Raw genomic sequence first — 16,928 nt, 5'->3', positions numbered from 1 at the left:
GCAGGATTGCTCAGCTTCGGCCGCAAAAGGGTGCGGCCGGGGCGGAACGATGCGCGTCTGCCGATGTTCAGCCTAGGTTCCCGTGATGGAGGTCACTTTTGCCGCAGTTCGTCTCCCGCCTCCTCTCGATCTCCTCCTACCCCGCCCCTGAACGCCTGCTGGCCGATGCGGCCGCCGCCGGTTTCGACGGCGTGCTGTGGCGCTCCGACGCAGTCCTGCTGGGCGACGCGGACCTCGTTCCGCCCGCGCTGCCGGACGCTTGTGCGCAAGCGGGGCTCGCGCTGCTGGTCGCGTTGACGCTGGACCGCGCGCCGATCGATCACCCCCTGCTTGCCAGCCATCCGGAAGCCTTTGCAATTCGTCGCGCCGGCAGTGGCAGCGATGGCCCGGTGGACCCGCGCGTGCCCGCGCGCGCTACCGGTGAGGCGCGCGCGCGGCTGCGCACGCCCGAGGCCGCCGCGCTGCTGCTCCCCCTGCTGGTCGACCGCCTGTCGGCCTTGATCGAAGCGGGTGTCGACGGCTTCCGCCTGGTCGGCGTCGATCGCATTCCGACCGAGACGCTGGCGCGCCTGATCGCGGCCGTGCGTGAACGCCATCCGGACGCGCGCTTCATCGGCGGTGCGCCCGAATTGTCGCGGCCGCAGGTGCGCGCGCTCGCCCCCGCCGGCCTCGACGCGGTCACCTCCTCGTTCGGCTGGTGGGACCTGCGCGCGCCGTGGCTGATCGAGGAATATGAGGAACTACGCGGCCAGGCACCGCTGCTCGCGGAAATTCCTGCCGAGGCGGGCAGCGATGCCGATGCGCCGGCGGCGATGGCGCGGACGCTGGCGATGGCGGCGGCGACCGGCAACGGCGTGATCGTTCCCGCCGAACTGGTCGCAGGCGGCGAGGACGCCGAGCACGCCGTGCGCCACGCTCTTGCGATTGCCGAGGCTGCGCAGCGGTTCGGGGGCGAGATGCGCCCGCTCACCGGTCCGCAGGCGTCGGTGGGCGTACTGCTGCGTGCCGATTCCGGCGACGTACGCGATGCCAATGCGGTGCTGTTGGTGACGGTCAACCGCACCGACACGCCCCAGCCCCTTCCCTGCCCTGCGACGCTGCGCGAATTCATGGGTACCGCGCTCGAGGGCTTCGAGCCGGTCGGTCCGGATCAGGGCGGCGCCCCGCTCGCCCCGGGCGAAGTGCGCCTGCACACCGCCCGCCGGGCGACGCCGATCCGGGCCGCGATTTCCGCCAACTCCGTCGAAGTCGGCACCGGCGCGCCGCGGCTGGTGGTCGAGGAACTGCACCCGCGTGTCGACGGCGGCGCCTTCCCGGTGAAGCGGGTGGTCGGCGAGGAGGTGCCCGTCGAGGCCACCGTGTTCACCGACGGGCATGAGCAGCTTGCGGTCGAGCTTCACTGGCGCGCCGTGGACGAAGCGAACTGGAACGTGGCGCGCATGACGCAGCGGCCCAACGACCTGTGGACGGGCAGCTTCACGCTCGAACGGCTCGGCCGCTACGAGTATGCCGTCGAGGGTTGGCTCGATCGGTTCGGCGGCTTCCGCCGCGATTTCACCAAGAAGCTCGATGCCGGCGTGGCGCAGCCGGTCGACCATGCCGAGGGCCGCGCGCTGGTCGCCGAGGCGGTGGCGCGCTCGCAGGGAGACGCCCGCACGACGCTGTCCGACTGGCATGCCCGGCTGGAAGCGGCGGCCGAGGGCGCGGACAGCGCATCGCTGTTGCTCTCGCCCGAGCTTGCCGGGCTGATGGATGCTGCCGACGATCGCCCGCACCGGCTGCGTTCGGAGCCGCAGATCGTCGATGCCGAGCGGCTGACGGCACGCTTCTCCAGCTGGTACGAGCTGTTCCCGCGCTCGCAGGTGGAGGACGCCAGCCGCCACGGCACCTTCGACGACGTGATCGCGCGGCTGCCCGCAGTGCGCGACATGGGATTCGACACGCTGTATTTCCCGCCGATCCACCCGATCGGGCGTACGCATCGCAAGGGCCCGAACAACACGCTGACCGCAGGTCCGGACGATCCCGGCAGCCCCTATGCGATCGGCAGCGCCGAGGGCGGACACGACGCGATCCACCCGCAGCTGGGCAGCCCCGACGACTTCGCGCGGTTGGTGGAAGCGGCACGCGCCCATGGGCTCGAAATCGCGCTCGACTTCGCGATCCAGGCCTCGCCCGACCATCCCTGGCTCACCGAGCATCCCGGCTGGTTCGCGTGGCGGCCCGACGGCTCGATGAAATATGCGGAGAACCCGCCCAAGAAGTACCAGGATATCGTCAACGTCGACTTCTACGGCCCCGACGCGGTCCCCGGGCTGTGGACGGCGTTGCGCGACGTGATCCTCCTGTGGGTCGAGCGCGGCGTGAAGACCTTTCGCGTCGACAACCCGCACACCAAGCCGCTGCCCTTCTGGGAATGGATGATCGGTGAGGTGCGCGCCCAGCATCCGGACGTCATCTTCCTGGCGGAGGCGTTCACGCGCCCGTCGATGATGTACCGGCTCGGCAAGATCGGCTTTTCGCAGAGCTACACCTATTTCACCTGGCGCGACGACAAGCAGGGGCTGGTCGACTACATCACCGAGCTGACGACGACCGCGCCCAAGGAATTTTACCGGCCGCACTTCTTCGTCAACACGCCGGACATCAATCCCGTGTTCCTCCAGACCTCGGGCCGGCCCGGCTTCCGCATCCGCGCGGTGCTGGCGGCGACGCTGTCAGGCCTGTTCGGCGTCTATTCGGGGTTCGAGCTGTGCGAGGCGGCGCCGGTGCCCGGCAAGGAAGAATATCTCGATTCCGAGAAGTACATCGTCAAGCCGCGCGACTGGCAGGCGCCGGGCAACATCATCGACGACATCACGCTGCTGAACCGCCTGCGCCGGGCGTATCCCGCGCTGCAGACGCACCTCAACACCCGCTTCCTGCCGGCGTACAACGACCGGGTCATCTTCTACGCCAAGCCCGCGCCCGATAGCAGCGAGATGCTGCTGGTGATGGTCAGCCTCGACCCGCACCACGCCCAGGAAACCGGCTTCGAACTGCCGCTGTGGGAGTTCGGCATCCCGGACGACGGCAGCATCGCGGTCGAGGACCTCGCCGCCGGCCATCGCTTCCGCTGGCACGGCAAGACCCAGACCATCCGCCTCGACCCCGAGCAACCCTATCGCATCTGGCGCATCGCGCCCGGAGACTTCGCATGACCGTCAGCCACGACCAGGATCCGCTGTGGTACAAGGACGCGGTCATCTACCAGCTGCACGTGAAGTCGTTCTTCGACGCCAACAACGATGGCATCGGCGACTTCAAGGGGCTGATGTCGAAGCTCGACTATCTGGCGGACCTGGGCGTCAACACGCTGTGGCTGCTGCCCTTCTACCCGTCGCCGCGGCGCGACGACGGTTATGACATCGCCGAGTATCGCGACGTCAGCCCCGATTACGGCACCATGGACGACGCGCGCGACTTCATCGCCGCGGCGCACGACCGCGGCATGCGCGTCATCACCGAGCTCGTCATCAACCACACCTCCGACCAGCACCCCTGGTTCCAGGCCGCGCGCAAGGCGCCCCCGGGCAGCCCCGAGCGCGACTTCTACGTGTGGTCGGACAACGACAAGCTCTACTCCGGCACGCGGATCATCTTCCTCGATACCGAGAAATCCAACTGGACCTGGGACGAGGAGGCGCAGGCCTATTTCTGGCACCGTTTCTACAGCCACCAGCCCGACCTGAACTTCGACAACCCGCGCGTGCTGGAAGAAGTGCTGTCGGTCATGCACTTCTGGCTCGACCTGGGCGTCGACGGGCTGCGGCTCGACGCGATCCCCTATCTGATCGAGCGCGACGGCACCTCGAACGAGAATTTGCCCGAGACCCACGACGTCCTGAAGAAGATCCGCGCCGACCTCGACGCGCACTATCCGGACCGCATGCTGCTGGCCGAGGCAAACATGTGGCCGGAGGATACGCAGCAGTATTTCGGCGAGGATGGCGACGAATGCCACATGGCGTTCCACTTCCCGCTGATGCCGCGCATGTACATGGCGGTGGCGCAGGAGGATCGCTTCCCGATCACCGACATCATGCGCCAGACGCCGGAAATCCCGGAGAACTGCCAATGGGCGATCTTCCTGCGCAACCATGACGAGCTGACGCTCGAAATGGTGACGGACGCCGAGCGCGATTACCTGTGGAACACCTATGCCGCCGACCGGCGCGCGCGCATCAACCTGGGCATCCGCCGCCGCCTCGCGCCGCTGATGGAGCGCGACCGGCGCCGCGTCGAGCTGATGAACGCGCTGCTGCTGACCATGCCGGGCACGCCTGTGCTCTATTACGGCGACGAGATCGGCATGGGCGACAACATCCATCTGGGCGACCGCGACGGCGTGCGTACGCCGATGCAATGGTCGCCGGATCGCAACGGCGGCTTCTCCCGCGCCGACCCGCCCGCGCTCGCGCTGCCGGCGATCATGGACCCGCTCTACGGCTATCAGGCGGTGAATGTGGAGGCGCAGGAGCGCGACCGCCACTCGCTGCTGAACTGGCTTAAGCGGATGCTGGCGGTGCGCCGTGAGTATCAGGCGTTCGGCCGTGGTACCCAGCGCTTCCTGCGCCCCGCCAACCGCAAGATCCTGGCCTATCTGCGCGAGCATGAGGGCGACGCCATCCTGTGCGTGGCCAACCTCGGCCGCACGGCGCAGGCGGTGGAGCTGGACCTGCACGAGTTCGAGGGCCGCACCCCCGTCGAGCTGCTCGGCAGCACGCCCTTCCCCAAGGTCGGCCAACTGCCCTATCTGCTGACGCTCCCACCCTATGGCTTCCTGTGGTTCCGCCTCGCCTCCGACGAGAGCGGGCCGAGCTGGGCAAGTGGTGCTCCGGCAAGCGAGATCGAACGCTACACCTTCGTGCTGCGGCCGGAGCTGGCCGACATTGCGCTGGGTGCCAACCGCGGCGTGCTCGAGAAGGACCTGCTGCCGACCTATCTGACCCAGCGCCGCTGGTTCGGAGCGAAGGACGAGACGATCGCATCGGTCCATCTGGTCCGTTCCACGCCCATGCCGGCGGCCGAGGACCTGCTGCTGGGCGAGATCGAGGTCGAGACCGACAGCGGCACGGCCACCTACATGCTGCCGCTGGGCATCGCCTGGGAAGGCGAGACCACCGGGCCGTTCGCGTCCAACCTGGCGCTGGCGCGGGTGCGCCGCGGCCGCACGGTGGGCCTGCTGACCGACGGGTTCGCGCTCGAAAGCTTCGGGCGCTCGGTGGTGCAGGGCCTGCAGCAAGGCACGGTGGTGTCGCTTGCCGAAGGGGGCGAGCTGCGCTTCACCGCCTTCGAAGGCTTCGACCTGGAGCCGGATGCCGCACCCGAATGGCTGGCGGCCGAACAGTCGAACAGCACCCTGGTGCTCGGCCAGCGCGCCGTCCTGAAGCTGTTGCGCAAGGTCGCACCCGGCATCCACCCGGACGTGGAGATGGTGCGCTATCTCTCCGGCCACGGCTTTGCCAACGTGCCGCCGATGCTCGGCACCGTGACCCGTGTCGAAGGCGACCAGGAGACGCTGGTGATGCTGGCGCAGGCGTTCGTCTATAATCAGGGCGACGGCTGGCAGTGGACGCTGGGCGTGCTCGAACGCCTCGCCACCGACGAGGACGCGAGCTTCAGCAACTATCGCAACTTCGCGACCAACTTCGGCCGGCGCCTTGCCGAAATGCACGCGGTGCTGGCGCAGGACAGCGACGATACCGCCTTTGCACCCGAGCCGATGAGCGCGGCGGAAGCCGATCGGCTGGGTGGCCGGGTGGCGGGGCAGCTCGACCGCGCGCTGCTGATGCTGGAGGGCGTGTCGCTCGGCAGCGAGGAAGGCGATGCGGCGCTCGCCCGTCTCGCGGAGCAGCGTGCCGCGCTGATGGAACGCGTGGGCACCGTCGCCCGCAGTGCGGAAGGACGCGCCCGCACGCGCATCCACGGCGACCTGCACCTGGGCCAGGTGCTGGTGACCGGCAGCGACGTGATGCTGATCGACTTCGAGGGTGAGCCTGCCAAGCCGCTCGCCGAGCGTCGTGCCAAGGATCTGGCGCTGCGCGATGTCGCCGGCGTGCTGCGCTCGTTCGACTATGCGGCGGCGGTGGCGGAGCGCAACCTGCCGTTCAGCGCCGAACGTGAGGAGGCACGCGCCACGCGGCGCTATGCACGCTTCGGCAGCTCCGCGATCGAGGCGTTCCTGGCCGGCTATGGCGAGGCGGCGGCGGAGAGCGGCGTGCTTGCCCACTCCGGAGCCGGCGACCCGCTGCTCGACCTCTTCCTGCTCGAAAAGGCGGCCTATGAGGTCGCGTATGAGGCGGCCAACCGGCCCGACTGGATCGCCGTGCCGGCGCTGGGCCTCGCCCGCGCCGCGGCCCGCCTGCTCAACGAGGATTTCGCATGACCGATGTTGGCGCACTCGCAGGCGCGTTGCGCGCTGGAACGCTGGACGACCCTTTTGCGCTGCTGGGAGTCCATGATGAGGGCGGCCGCCGGGTCGTCCGCAGCTTCCAGCCGGGTGCGGAGGCGGTCGGGCTGATCGCGCGCGACGACGGCCGCCCGCTCGGCGAACTCAGCTGCGACGACGGCCTGTGGACGGGCACGCTGGGCGAGGACGTGCCCTATGCCCTCGCCATCCGCTGGCCGGGCGGCTGGGTACAGGAGATCGAGGACACCTATGGCTTCGGCCCGGTGCTGGGCGACCTCGACCTCCACCTGTTCAACGAGGGCCGCCACTGGGATCTGGCACGCGTGTTCGGAGCGCAGCCGCGCACCGTCGAGGGCGTGGAGGGCGTCAGCTTCGTGGTATGGGCGCCGAACGCCCGCCGCGTGTCGGTGATCGGCGACTTCAACGGCTGGGATGGCCGTCGCAACCCGATGCGCCGCCATCATGGTGCCGGCGTGTGGGAGCTGTTCGTGCCCGGCATCGGCGCAGGCACGCACTATAAGTACGAGATCCTCGGCGCCGACGGGCGCGTGGTGCAAAAGGCCGATCCGCTCGCCCGCCAGACGGAGGCGCCGCCGGCCACCGGCTCGATCGTCGCGCCGGCACCGGAGTATCGCTGGCACGATGCCGACTGGATGGACGAGCGAGGGCGCCGGCAGGCTCCGAACGCGCCGCTGTCGATCTACGAAGTGCATGCCGGCTCCTGGCTGCGGCCCGACGGCGACGCGCTTGGCACGCTCGACTGGCAGGGGCTGACCGAGCGGCTGATCCCCTATGTCGCGGACATGGGCTTCACCCATGTCGAGCTGCTGCCGATCATGGAACATCCGTTCGGCGGCTCCTGGGGCTATCAGCCGCTGTCGCAGTTCGCGCCCTCCGCGCGCTTCGGCACGCCGGAGGACTTCGCCGGCTTCGTGGACGCCTGCCACCGCGCCGGCATCGGCGTGATCCTCGACTGGGTGCCCGCGCACTTCCCGACCGACGCGCACGGCCTCGCCCAGTTCGACGGCACCCACCTCTACGAGCATGCCGATCCGCGCGAGGGGTTCCACCAGGACTGGAACACGCTGATCTACAACCTCGGCCGGCGCGAAGTGGCGGGATTCCTGCTCGCCTCGGCGGTGTGGTGGCTGGAGACGTTCCACATCGACGGGCTGCGCGTCGATGCCGTCGCCTCGATGCTCTACCGCGACTACAGCCGCAATGCCGGCGAGTGGGTCCCCAACATCCATGGCGGCCGCGAGAACCTGGAGTCGGTCGACTTCCTCAAGCGGATGAACGCGTTGGTGGCGGAGCGCTGCCCCGGCGCGATCACGCTTGCCGAGGAGTCCACCGCCTGGCCCGGCGTCACCGCCCCTGTCCATCAGGGCGGCCTGGGCTTCACCTACAAATGGAACATGGGCTGGATGCACGACACGCTCCAATATGTGGAGCGCGATCCCATGTACCGGCGCTGGCACCATGGCGAGCTGACCTTCGGCCTGGTGTACGCCTTTTCCGAAAAGTTCGTGCTGCCGCTCAGCCATGACGAGGTGGTGCACGGCAAGGGGTCGCTGCTGGGCAAGATGCCGGGAGACCGCTGGCGCCAGCTGGCAACCTTACGCGCCTATTTCGGCTTCATGTGGACGCACCCGGGCAAGAAGCTGTTGTTCATGGGCGGGGAGCTCGCCCAGGATACCGAGTGGAACCATGACGCGCAGGTGCGCTGGGATCTGCTCGACCGGCCCGAGCATGCCGGCATCCAGCGCCTGGTGCGCGACCTCAACGCGCTCTACGCGAACGAGCCGGCGCTGCATGCCCGCGATGCCGATCCTTCCGGCTTCGACTGGATCGTCGGCGACGATGCGGGCAACAGCGTCTTCGTCTATGCCCGCCACGGCAACGACCGCGACGCCCCGTGCGTGGTGCTGCTCAACATGACGCCGGAGCCGCGCCATGGCTATCAGGTCGGCCTGCCGCGTGCCGGCCAGTGGCGCGAAGTGCTGAACAGCGATGCCGCAATCTACGGCGGCGGGAACATCGGCAATGGTGGAATGGTTACCGCTTCATCGACGGCCCTGCACGGCCAGCCGGCCAGTGCCTCCGTCGTCTTGCCACCGCTCGCCGCGGTGGTGCTTCGATATGAAGGGGGTCCTCGTTGAACAGCCTGCCTGACCGGCTCGAAGCCGGCTCGCCCTATCCGCTCGGCGCGACCTTCGACGGTCTCGGCGTCAATTTTGCCGTCTTCTCCGCCAATGCAGAGAAGATCGAGCTCTGCATCTTCGAGCCGACCGGCCGGCGCGAGATCAAGCGGTACGAGCTGACCGAATGGACCGACGAGGTCTGGCACGGTTATCTGCCCGACGCGCGCCCCGGCCTCCTCTATGGCTATCGCGCCTATGGCCGCTATGCGCCCGAGGAAGGGCATCGCTTCAACCCGAACAAGCTGCTGCTCGATCCCTATGCCAAGCAGCTGCATGGCGAAGTCCGCTGGACCGACGCGCTGCACGGCTATCAGGTACGTTCGCGGCGCGAGGACCTGAGCTTCGACCGGCGCGACAGCGCGCCTGCCATGCCCAAGGGCGTGGTGGTCGACACCCATTTCGACTGGTCGGGCGACATCCGCCCGAACACGCCCTGGTCCGACACGGTCATCTATGAGGCGCATGCCAAGGGCCTGACAAAGCTGTTCGAGGAAGTCTCCCCGCCCGAGCGCGGCACCTTTGCAGCGCTCAGCCACCCGCGCGTGATCGACCACCTCAAGCGGCTGGGCGTCACCGCGGTCGAGCTGATGCCGATCCACGCCTTTGTGCAGGACCGGTTCCTGCAGGAAAAGGGCCTGCGCAACTATTGGGGGTACAACACCCTCAGCTATTTCGCGCCCGAGCAGCAGTTCTTTGCCGGCAACAGCCACAACGAGCTGCGCCTGGCGGTGCGCCGCCTGCATGCCGCCGGGCTCGAGGTGATCCTGGACGTCGTCTACAACCACACCTGCGAGGGATCGGAGCGCGGCCCGACGCTGTCGTGGCGCGGGCTCGACAACGCGACCTATTATCGCCACGTCCAGGACAATCCCCGCTACACGATCAACGACACCGGCACGGGCAACACGCTCAACCTGGAAAAGGCGCGCGTCATCCAGATGGTGGCGGATTCGCTGCGCTACTGGGCGACCTCGTTCGGCGTCGACGGCTTCCGCTTCGACCTGGGGCTGACGCTCGGCCGCGAGGAACATGGCTTCAACCCGGGCGCGGCCTTCTTCGACGTGATCCGCCAGGATCCGATCCTGGGCCGCCTGAAGCTGTCGACCGAGCCGTGGGACATCGGCCCCGGCGGCTATCAGCTCGGCAACTTCCCGCCCAGCTTTGCCGAGTGGAACGACAAGTACCGCGACGGCGTGCGCAAATACTGGCGCGGCGATCCCTCGATGCGCGGCGAGCTGGCCGCGCGCATGTCGGGATCCAGCGATCTGTTCGACCGCCGTGCCCGCCGCCCCTGGGCGAGCGTCAACGCGCTGGCAGTGCACGACGGCTTCACGCTCGCCGACACGGTTGCCTATGAACAGCGCCACAATGAGGCCAATGGCGAGGACAATCGCGACGGCCACAGCGAGAACTACTCGCGCAACTGGGGTGCGGAGGGTCCGACCGACGATCCGGCGATCAACGACGCGCGCCAGCGGGTCATGCGCTCGATGCTCACCACCCTGTTCACCTCGCTCGGAACCCCGCTCTTGCTGGCAGGCGACGAGTTCGGGCGCAGCCAGGGCGGCAACAACAACGCCTATTGCCAGGACAATGAGATCGGCTGGGTGGATTGGAGCAAGCGCGACACGCCCGAGGGCAAGGCGCTGCTCGCCTTCACCTCGCGGCTGATTGCGCTGCGCCACGAGCATGAGCTGCTGCGGGCCCCGAGCTTCCTGTACGCGGACAAGCTGCCCGGCACCGAGATCAACGATCTGGAATGGTGGGACGAACAGGGCCGTCAGCTCAGCGACGAGGATTGGAACAACCCCGAAGGCCGCGCCCTGGTGATGCGCCGTGCGCGCCAGATGGAGGACGGCCGGATCGAGGCGATGACGCTGCTGCTGAACGCATCGGGCGACGCCATCACCTTCCACCTGCCCCCGCCCGACGTGCCGCGCACCGTGCTGGTCGACAGCGCGCGGCCCGAAGAGGCGGCGTTCGAGACCGGCAACGACTATGAGGTGGGTCCGCAGAGCGCCGCGCTCATCCGCTGGGTTGCCGACATTGCCGAGCCGGAGCCGGAAGCCGACACCTCGCCGGAGGAGCAGCCGGCGTGAGCCGCTGGGGCGCCACGCCGGTCGCCGCAGACCGGACTCGCTTCCGCCTCTGGGCGCCGGACCGCACAGAGCTGACGCTGGAGATCGACGGCGGGGACGCCGTGGTCATGACGCGCGCGGACGACGGCTGGTTCTCGGCCGAGGCGCCGGTGGGTGCAGGCGCGCGCTACCGCTTCCGCCTGGAAGCGGATCTGGCGGTGCCCGATCCGGCGTCGCGCGCGCAGGATGGCGGGGTCAACGGCTGGAGCGTCGTGGTCGATCCCGACGCCTATCGCTGGACCGGCAACGACTGGCGCGGCCGTCCGTGGGAAGAGGCGGTGATCGAGGAAGTGCATGTCGGCGTGCTCGGCGGTTTCGCCGGTGTCGCCGAACGGCTGCCGATGCTCGCCGAACTGGGCGTCACCGCGATCGAACTGATGCCGGTCAACGCGTTCGGCGGCACTCGCAACTGGGGCTATGACGGGGTGCTCCCCTATGCCCCGGCCGAAGCCTATGGCAGCCCCGACGACCTCAAGGCGCTGGTCGACCGCGCCCATGCGCTGGGGCTGATGGTGTTCCTGGACGTGGTCTACAACCACTTCGGGCCGGACGGGAATTACCTCGGCGCCTATGCCAAGGACTTCTTCCACAGCGACGTCGACACCCCCTGGGGCGGCGCGGTCGCAGTAGATGCCGAGCCGGTGCACCGCTTCTTTGTCGACAATGCGCGCATGTGGCTGGAGGAATATCGCATTGACGGGCTGCGCTTCGACGCGGTGCACGCAATCGGCAATCCGGGATTCCTGGATGCGATGGCGACCGAATTGCGCGACGCGATCGGGCCGGACCGGCACGTCCATCTGGTGCTGGAGAATGAGGAAAACGATGCCGCGCGCCTCGGCTCCGGTCGCTACGATGCGCAGTGGAACGACGATTTCCACAACGTGCTGCACGTCCTGCTGACCGGCGAGAGCAGCGCCTATTATCAGGATTTCGCCGACAAGCCGGCCGAGCGGCTGGCGCGCTGCCTGGCCGAGGGTTTCATCTACCAGGGCGAAGGCTCTCCCAACCACGACGGCAAGCCGCGCGGCAGCAAGAGCGGGCACCTGCCGACCACCGCCTTTGTGTCCTTCCTCCAGAACCACGACCAGGTCGGAAACCGCGCGATGGGCGAGCGGCTGACGCTGCTGGCGGATCCGGACAAGCTCCGCGCCGCCACCGCGCTGCTGCTGCTCGGGCCGCAGATCCCGTTGCTGTTCATGGGCGACAGCGAGGGCAGCCGTGCGCCGTTCCTGTTCTTCACCGACTTCCACGACGAACTCGCGGACGCCGTGCGCGAAGGCCGGCGCAAGGAGTTCGCGAAGTTCGCCGCCTTTGCCGATCCGGAGGCGCGCGAGCGCATCCCTGATCCCAACGCGCGGTCGACCTTTGACCAGTCGCGCCCCGAACCGGGGCCGGACGCCGCCGAGTGGCGCGCGCTCTACGCCGAGCTGCTTGCCCTGCGCCACGCGCAGATCGTGCCGCGGCTGAAGGGCACGACCGGCCTGGGGGCGGAGGCGATCGGCGAGGCCGCCGTGGTCGCGCGCTGGAAGATGGGGGATGGCAAGACGCTGACGATCGCGCTCAACCTGGGCGACGAGGCGGTCACCTTCCCGGCCGAGAGCTCGCCGCTGTTCGCGCGCGGCGAACCCGGCGCACGCGCCAGCGTCGCCGTTTGGCTCGGGGCATGAGCCCGCTCCACAGCCTTGCCACCGAAGCCGGGCTGCTGATCGACTGGGAAGATGCGGCCGGCGACCCGCAACGGGTCGCCGATGACGCGCTGGTCGCGGTGCTCGCCGCGCTCGGCCTGCCTGCCGACAGTACCGACGCGATCGCCGAAAGTCGCCAGCGGCTGGTCGAGGATCAGGCCGCCTCGTGCAGCTTCGTGTCGGCCGATGTGGGCGCGCCCGTGGTGCTCCCGGCCGGCTGCCTGCGAGAGGGTCCGGCAGAGTTGCATCTGGAAGGCGGTGCCTCGCGCGCAGTGACGGTGACGAAGGGTCGAGCCGGCCTGAGCGTGCCCGCGATCGACACCCCGGGATACCACCAGCTGGCGCAGGGCGAGCGCACCATTCGCCTCGCCATCGCGCCGCGCCGCTGCTTCGGGGTTGCCGACGCGGCCGGCGGCAAGCGGCTGTGGGGAACCGCCGTGCAGATCGCCGGTCTGCGCGACGCCAGCTCGCGTGCGTTTGGTGACTTCGGCGCGCTGGCCGACACCGCGCGCGCCTTTGCCGCCGGCGGTGCGGACGCGCTGGCGATCAGCCCGGTCCACGCGCTCTTTCCGGCCGATGCCAGCCGCTACAGCCCCTATGCCCCATCGAGCCGGCTGTTCCTCAACATCCTCTATGCCGATCCGGCGCTTGCCGGCGCTGCCGTGGAAGAACCCGCGTCGGCCGAGTTGATCGACTGGAGCGCCGCGATCCCCGCACGGCTGCGCCAGTTGCGCGCCGCCTTCGACGCGCGCGACGATGCGGTCCGCGCCCAGGTTGCGGACTATGCCCGCGCAGGCGGCGACGAACTGCTGCGTCATGCGCGCTTCGACGCAATCCACGCGCACTTCTTCCGCGAGAGCGGCGCCACGGGTTGGCAGGGCTGGCCGAGCGAGTTCCACGAGCCCGCCAGCGAGGCGGTCTCGCGCTTTGCCGCCGAGCATGCCGAGGACGTCGGCTTCTACCTCTTCTGCCAGTGGCTGGCGAAGCGCAGCCTGGACGCCGCACAGCGCGCCGCGACCGACGGCGGCATGGCGCTGGGGCTGATCGCCGACCTGGCCGTGGGCATGGACGGCGGCGGCAGCCATGCGTGGAGCCGCCGCGACGACCTGCTCACCGGGCTTTCCCTCGGCGCGCCGCCCGACCTGCTCGGCCCCGAGGGACAGAGTTGGGGCATCACCGGCTTTTCCCCGCGCGCGCTGCAGCGCACCGCGTTCGAGCCGTACATCGCGACGCTGCGGGCGGCGCTCGACCATGCCGGCGGCATCCGCATCGACCATGCGCTCGGCCTGCGCCGGCTGTGGGTGGTGCCAGAGGGCGCGTCGCCGCGCGATGGTGCCTATCTCACCATGCCGCTCGACGACATGCTGCGCGTGCTAGCGATCGAGTCGCACCGCGCCCGCGCCGTGGTGATCGGCGAGGACCTGGGCACGGTGCCCGAGGGGTTCCGGCCCAAGATGGACGAGCGCGGCATGCTCGGCATGCGCGTGCTGCCCTTCGAGCGCGACGAGGACGGCTTCATCCCCGCCGAGCGCTGGTCGCCGGAAGCCGCGGCGATGACCGGCACCCATGATCTGGCCACAGTCGCCGGCTGGTGGAGCGAGCGCGACATCGATTGGAACTGGCAGCTCGGCCGCACCCGCGCGGACGCGGTCGAAGCCGAGGAGCGCGCCACCCGCGCCGAGGAACGCGACCTGCTGTGGCAGGCGTTCGAGGATGCCGGCGTCGCGGACGCCGACGCACCGCCGGCGCAGGACCCTGCCGCGGCAGTGGATGCCGCCCTCGCCTTTGTCGCCGGCACGCCATGCGAACTCGCGATCCTCCCGATTGAGGACCTGATCGGCGCCGTCGAGCAGCCGAACCTGCCCGGCACCATCGACGAACACCCGAACTGGCGCCGCCGCATGCCGGCGCCCACCCCCGAGCTGCTCGACCGGCCCGAAGTCGCCCGGCGCGTCGCCCGCATCAACGCCATGAGGACCGGATGATCCCCCGCGCCACCTATCGCTTCCAGTTCCACCGCGACTTCACCTTCGCCGATGCCGAGGCACTGGTTCCCTATCTCGAGCGGCTGGGGGTGAGCCATGTCTATGCCTCGCCGATCACCACCGCGCGCAGCGGCTCGACCCACGGCTATGACGTGGTCGACCCCACCCGGATCAACCCGGAGCTGGGCGGCGAGGAGGCGTTCCGCAGCCTGGTGATGGCGCTGCGCACGCGCGACATGGGTGTCATCATCGACATCGTCCCCAACCACATGGGCGTGGCGGGCGGCGAGAACGCCTGGTGGATGGACGTGCTCGCCCATGGCCAGCAGAGCGCCTATGCCCGCTTCTTCGACATCGACTGGCGCGAGCCGGTGCTGCTGCCGGTGCTCGGCACGCCCTTGTCGGAGGCGCTGGAACAGGACGCGCTCGCGGTCGAGTTGGAGGACGGCCGCCGCTTCGTCACGGCCTATGGCGAGCACCGCTTCCCCCTGCGCGACGAGGATCAGGCGGGCGGTGCCACCACCGACGCAGCCGAGATCCGGGCGCTGCTGGAGCGCCAGCACTACCGCCTCGCCTCGTGGCGCACGTCGAACGACGACCTCAACTGGCGCCGCTTCTTCACGGTGAGCGAGCTCGCCGGGCTGCGCATCGAAGATCCCGCGGTGTTCGAGGCCGTCCACGCGCTTCCCTTGCGTCTCTATGCCGAGGGGCTGATCGACGGTGTCCGCGTCGACCATGTCGACGGGCTGACCGACCCCGCCGGCTATTGCCGCACCCTGCGTGCACGCCTCGACGCCTGCCCCCGCCCCGCCGACGCGCCGCCCGGCCCCGCCTATCTGGTGATCGAGAAGATCCTGGGCGCGGGTGAGCCGCTGTCCGCCGACTGGGGTGTCGACGGCACCAGCGGATACGATTTCATGGAGGAGGTCGCCGCCCTGCTCCACGCGCCCGAAGGCGAGGCGCCGCTCGACCGGCTGTGGGAGGAGATCAGCGGCCGCCCTGCCAATTTCGAGGCCGAGGAGCTGGAAGCCCGGCGTCACATGCTGGCCTGGGCGTTCGAGGGCCAGCTGAGCCGCTGCGTCGCAGCGTTCGTCGCGCTCGCCGCCTCGGCACCCCCGACTGAAGGGCTGACCGGCGGCATGCTGCGCCGCGCGATCGAGCGGCTGCTGTGGGTATTTCCGGTTTATCGCACCTATGGCACCGGCGATGCCGCGCCGGAGAGCGACGCCGAAATCCGCGAGATCGCCCGCACCCGGGTCGCGCGCCATGTGCCGCCGGGCGAGGAAGCCGTGGTCGACCGCGTGTTCGAATGGCTCGCCGGCAACGGCCCCGGCGATGCGACGCTCGCGGCAGAGGCGGTGCGCCGCTTCCAGCAGCTCTCCGCCCCGATCGCGGCCAAGGCGGTCGAGGACACCGCCTTCTACCGCTATGGCCGGCTGCTCTCACGCAACGACGTCGGCTTCGACGCCACGCGCTTTTCGGCCAGCATCGCCGAGTTCCACGCCGACGCCGTCGGCCGCGCCGAGCGCTTCCCCGCCGGCATGCTCGCCACCGCCACCCACGACCACAAGCGCGGAGAGGATGTGCGCGCGCGTCTCGCTGTGCTGAGCGAACTGCCCGGCGCCTGGCGCGAGGCGGTGCTGCGCTGGCACGCGATGGCCGCGCCCCATGCCGAAGGCGTGGAGCCGGGCGACGTCTATATGCTGTTCCAAACGCTGTTCGGCGCCTGGCCCGAGGGGCTGGCGATCGACGATGCGGACGGGCTCACCGCCTTTGCCGAGCGCGTGATCGCCTGGCAGCAAAAGGCGCTGCGGGAAGCCAAGCTGCGCTCGTCCTGGGAGGCGCCCAACGAAGCCTATGAGGGCGCAGCCGAGGCGCTGGTGCGGGCGTTGCTCGATCCTGCGCGTTCGGCCGACTTCCTGGCCGATCTTCGTGACTTCCTCGCCAAGGCGGCAGCGCCGGCCCTGGCCAATTCGCTGGCGCAGGTGGCGCTGCGCTACACGGTGCCGGGCGTGCCCGACTGCTACCAGGGCACCGAGCTTGCCGACCTGAGCCTGGTCGACCCCGACAATCGCCGCCCGGTCGACTATGCCCTGCGCGCGCAGCTGCTCGCCGACCCGACCCGCCAGGGTGCGGAGAAGCTGGCGCTGATCGTCCGCCTGCTGGGCCTGCGCCGCCAGCATCCGGGCCTGTTCGGCACCGGCGACTATCGAGCGCTGGAAGTCCGCGGAGCGCGCGCCGGCCATGTTCTCGCCTTCACCCGCACGGCAGGCGAGGAGACGCTGCTGGCCGTGGTGGCGCTTCGCACGGCCGCGGCGACGGCGGGCACCGGATCGCCAGCACCCGCAGCCGAGTGGTGGGGCGACACGTCCATTGACGGCCTGCCGGGGACGGCGGAAACCCGCGTGGCGGCCCTGCTGTGCGACCAACCGATCGCGATCCTTATCATTCCGTAATGACAGGGC

At 69.5% G+C, this 16,928-nt stretch carries 7 protein-coding genes; all 7 read left to right on the top strand.

Annotated elements, in window-relative coordinates:
• Window positions 1-98 precede the first annotated feature (98 nt).
• Genes LK533_RS12280 through treY form a run of 7 tightly spaced genes read left to right on the top strand, consistent with a single transcriptional unit; the run spans window position 99 to window position 16,919 of the window.
• On the top strand, window positions 99-3,200 hold the full coding sequence (locus LK533_RS12280; protein WP_229363278.1) for an alpha-1,4-glucan--maltose-1-phosphate maltosyltransferase: 3,102 nt from the start codon (window positions 99-101) through the stop codon (window positions 3,198-3,200).
• Window positions 3,197-6,427: a maltose alpha-D-glucosyltransferase gene (gene treS / locus LK533_RS12275; RefSeq protein WP_229363277.1), complete on the top strand. Its 3,231-nt coding sequence runs from the start codon at window positions 3,197-3,199 to the stop codon at window positions 6,425-6,427. Before LK533_RS12280 ends, treS begins: the two co-directional genes overlap by 4 nt.
• Entirely contained in the window at window positions 6,424-8,610 is a 2,187-nt protein-coding gene (gene glgB, locus LK533_RS12270) for a 1,4-alpha-glucan branching protein GlgB (RefSeq protein ID WP_229363275.1), read from the top strand. Before treS ends, glgB begins: the two co-directional genes overlap by 4 nt.
• Window positions 8,607-10,751, top strand: a complete 2,145-nt coding sequence (gene glgX / locus LK533_RS12265) for a glycogen debranching protein GlgX (protein WP_229363272.1) — start codon at window positions 8,607-8,609, stop codon at window positions 10,749-10,751. Before glgB ends, glgX begins: the two co-directional genes overlap by 4 nt.
• Window positions 10,748-12,460: a malto-oligosyltrehalose trehalohydrolase gene (treZ, locus tag LK533_RS12260; RefSeq protein ID WP_229363270.1), complete on the top strand. Its 1,713-nt coding sequence runs from the start codon at window positions 10,748-10,750 to the stop codon at window positions 12,458-12,460. Before glgX ends, treZ begins: the two co-directional genes overlap by 4 nt.
• Window positions 12,457-14,463, top strand: coding sequence for a 4-alpha-glucanotransferase (gene malQ, locus LK533_RS12255; RefSeq protein ID WP_229363269.1), 2,007 nt, complete (start codon window positions 12,457-12,459; stop codon window positions 14,461-14,463). The genes treZ and malQ overlap by 4 nt, the downstream gene beginning before the upstream one ends.
• Window positions 14,460-16,919, top strand: a complete 2,460-nt coding sequence (gene treY, locus LK533_RS12250; protein WP_229363268.1) for a malto-oligosyltrehalose synthase — start codon at window positions 14,460-14,462, stop codon at window positions 16,917-16,919. The genes malQ and treY overlap by 4 nt, the downstream gene beginning before the upstream one ends.
• Window positions 16,920-16,928 lie beyond the last annotated feature (9 nt).

Origin of the sequence: Sphingomonas sp. PL-96 (assembly GCF_020707215.1) — a bacterium.
Classification (GTDB): Bacteria; Pseudomonadota; Alphaproteobacteria; order Sphingomonadales; family Sphingomonadaceae; genus Sphingomonas.
The sequence above is the reverse complement of the archived record's forward strand: the minus strand, read 5'-3'. Positions and strand labels throughout refer to the sequence as shown.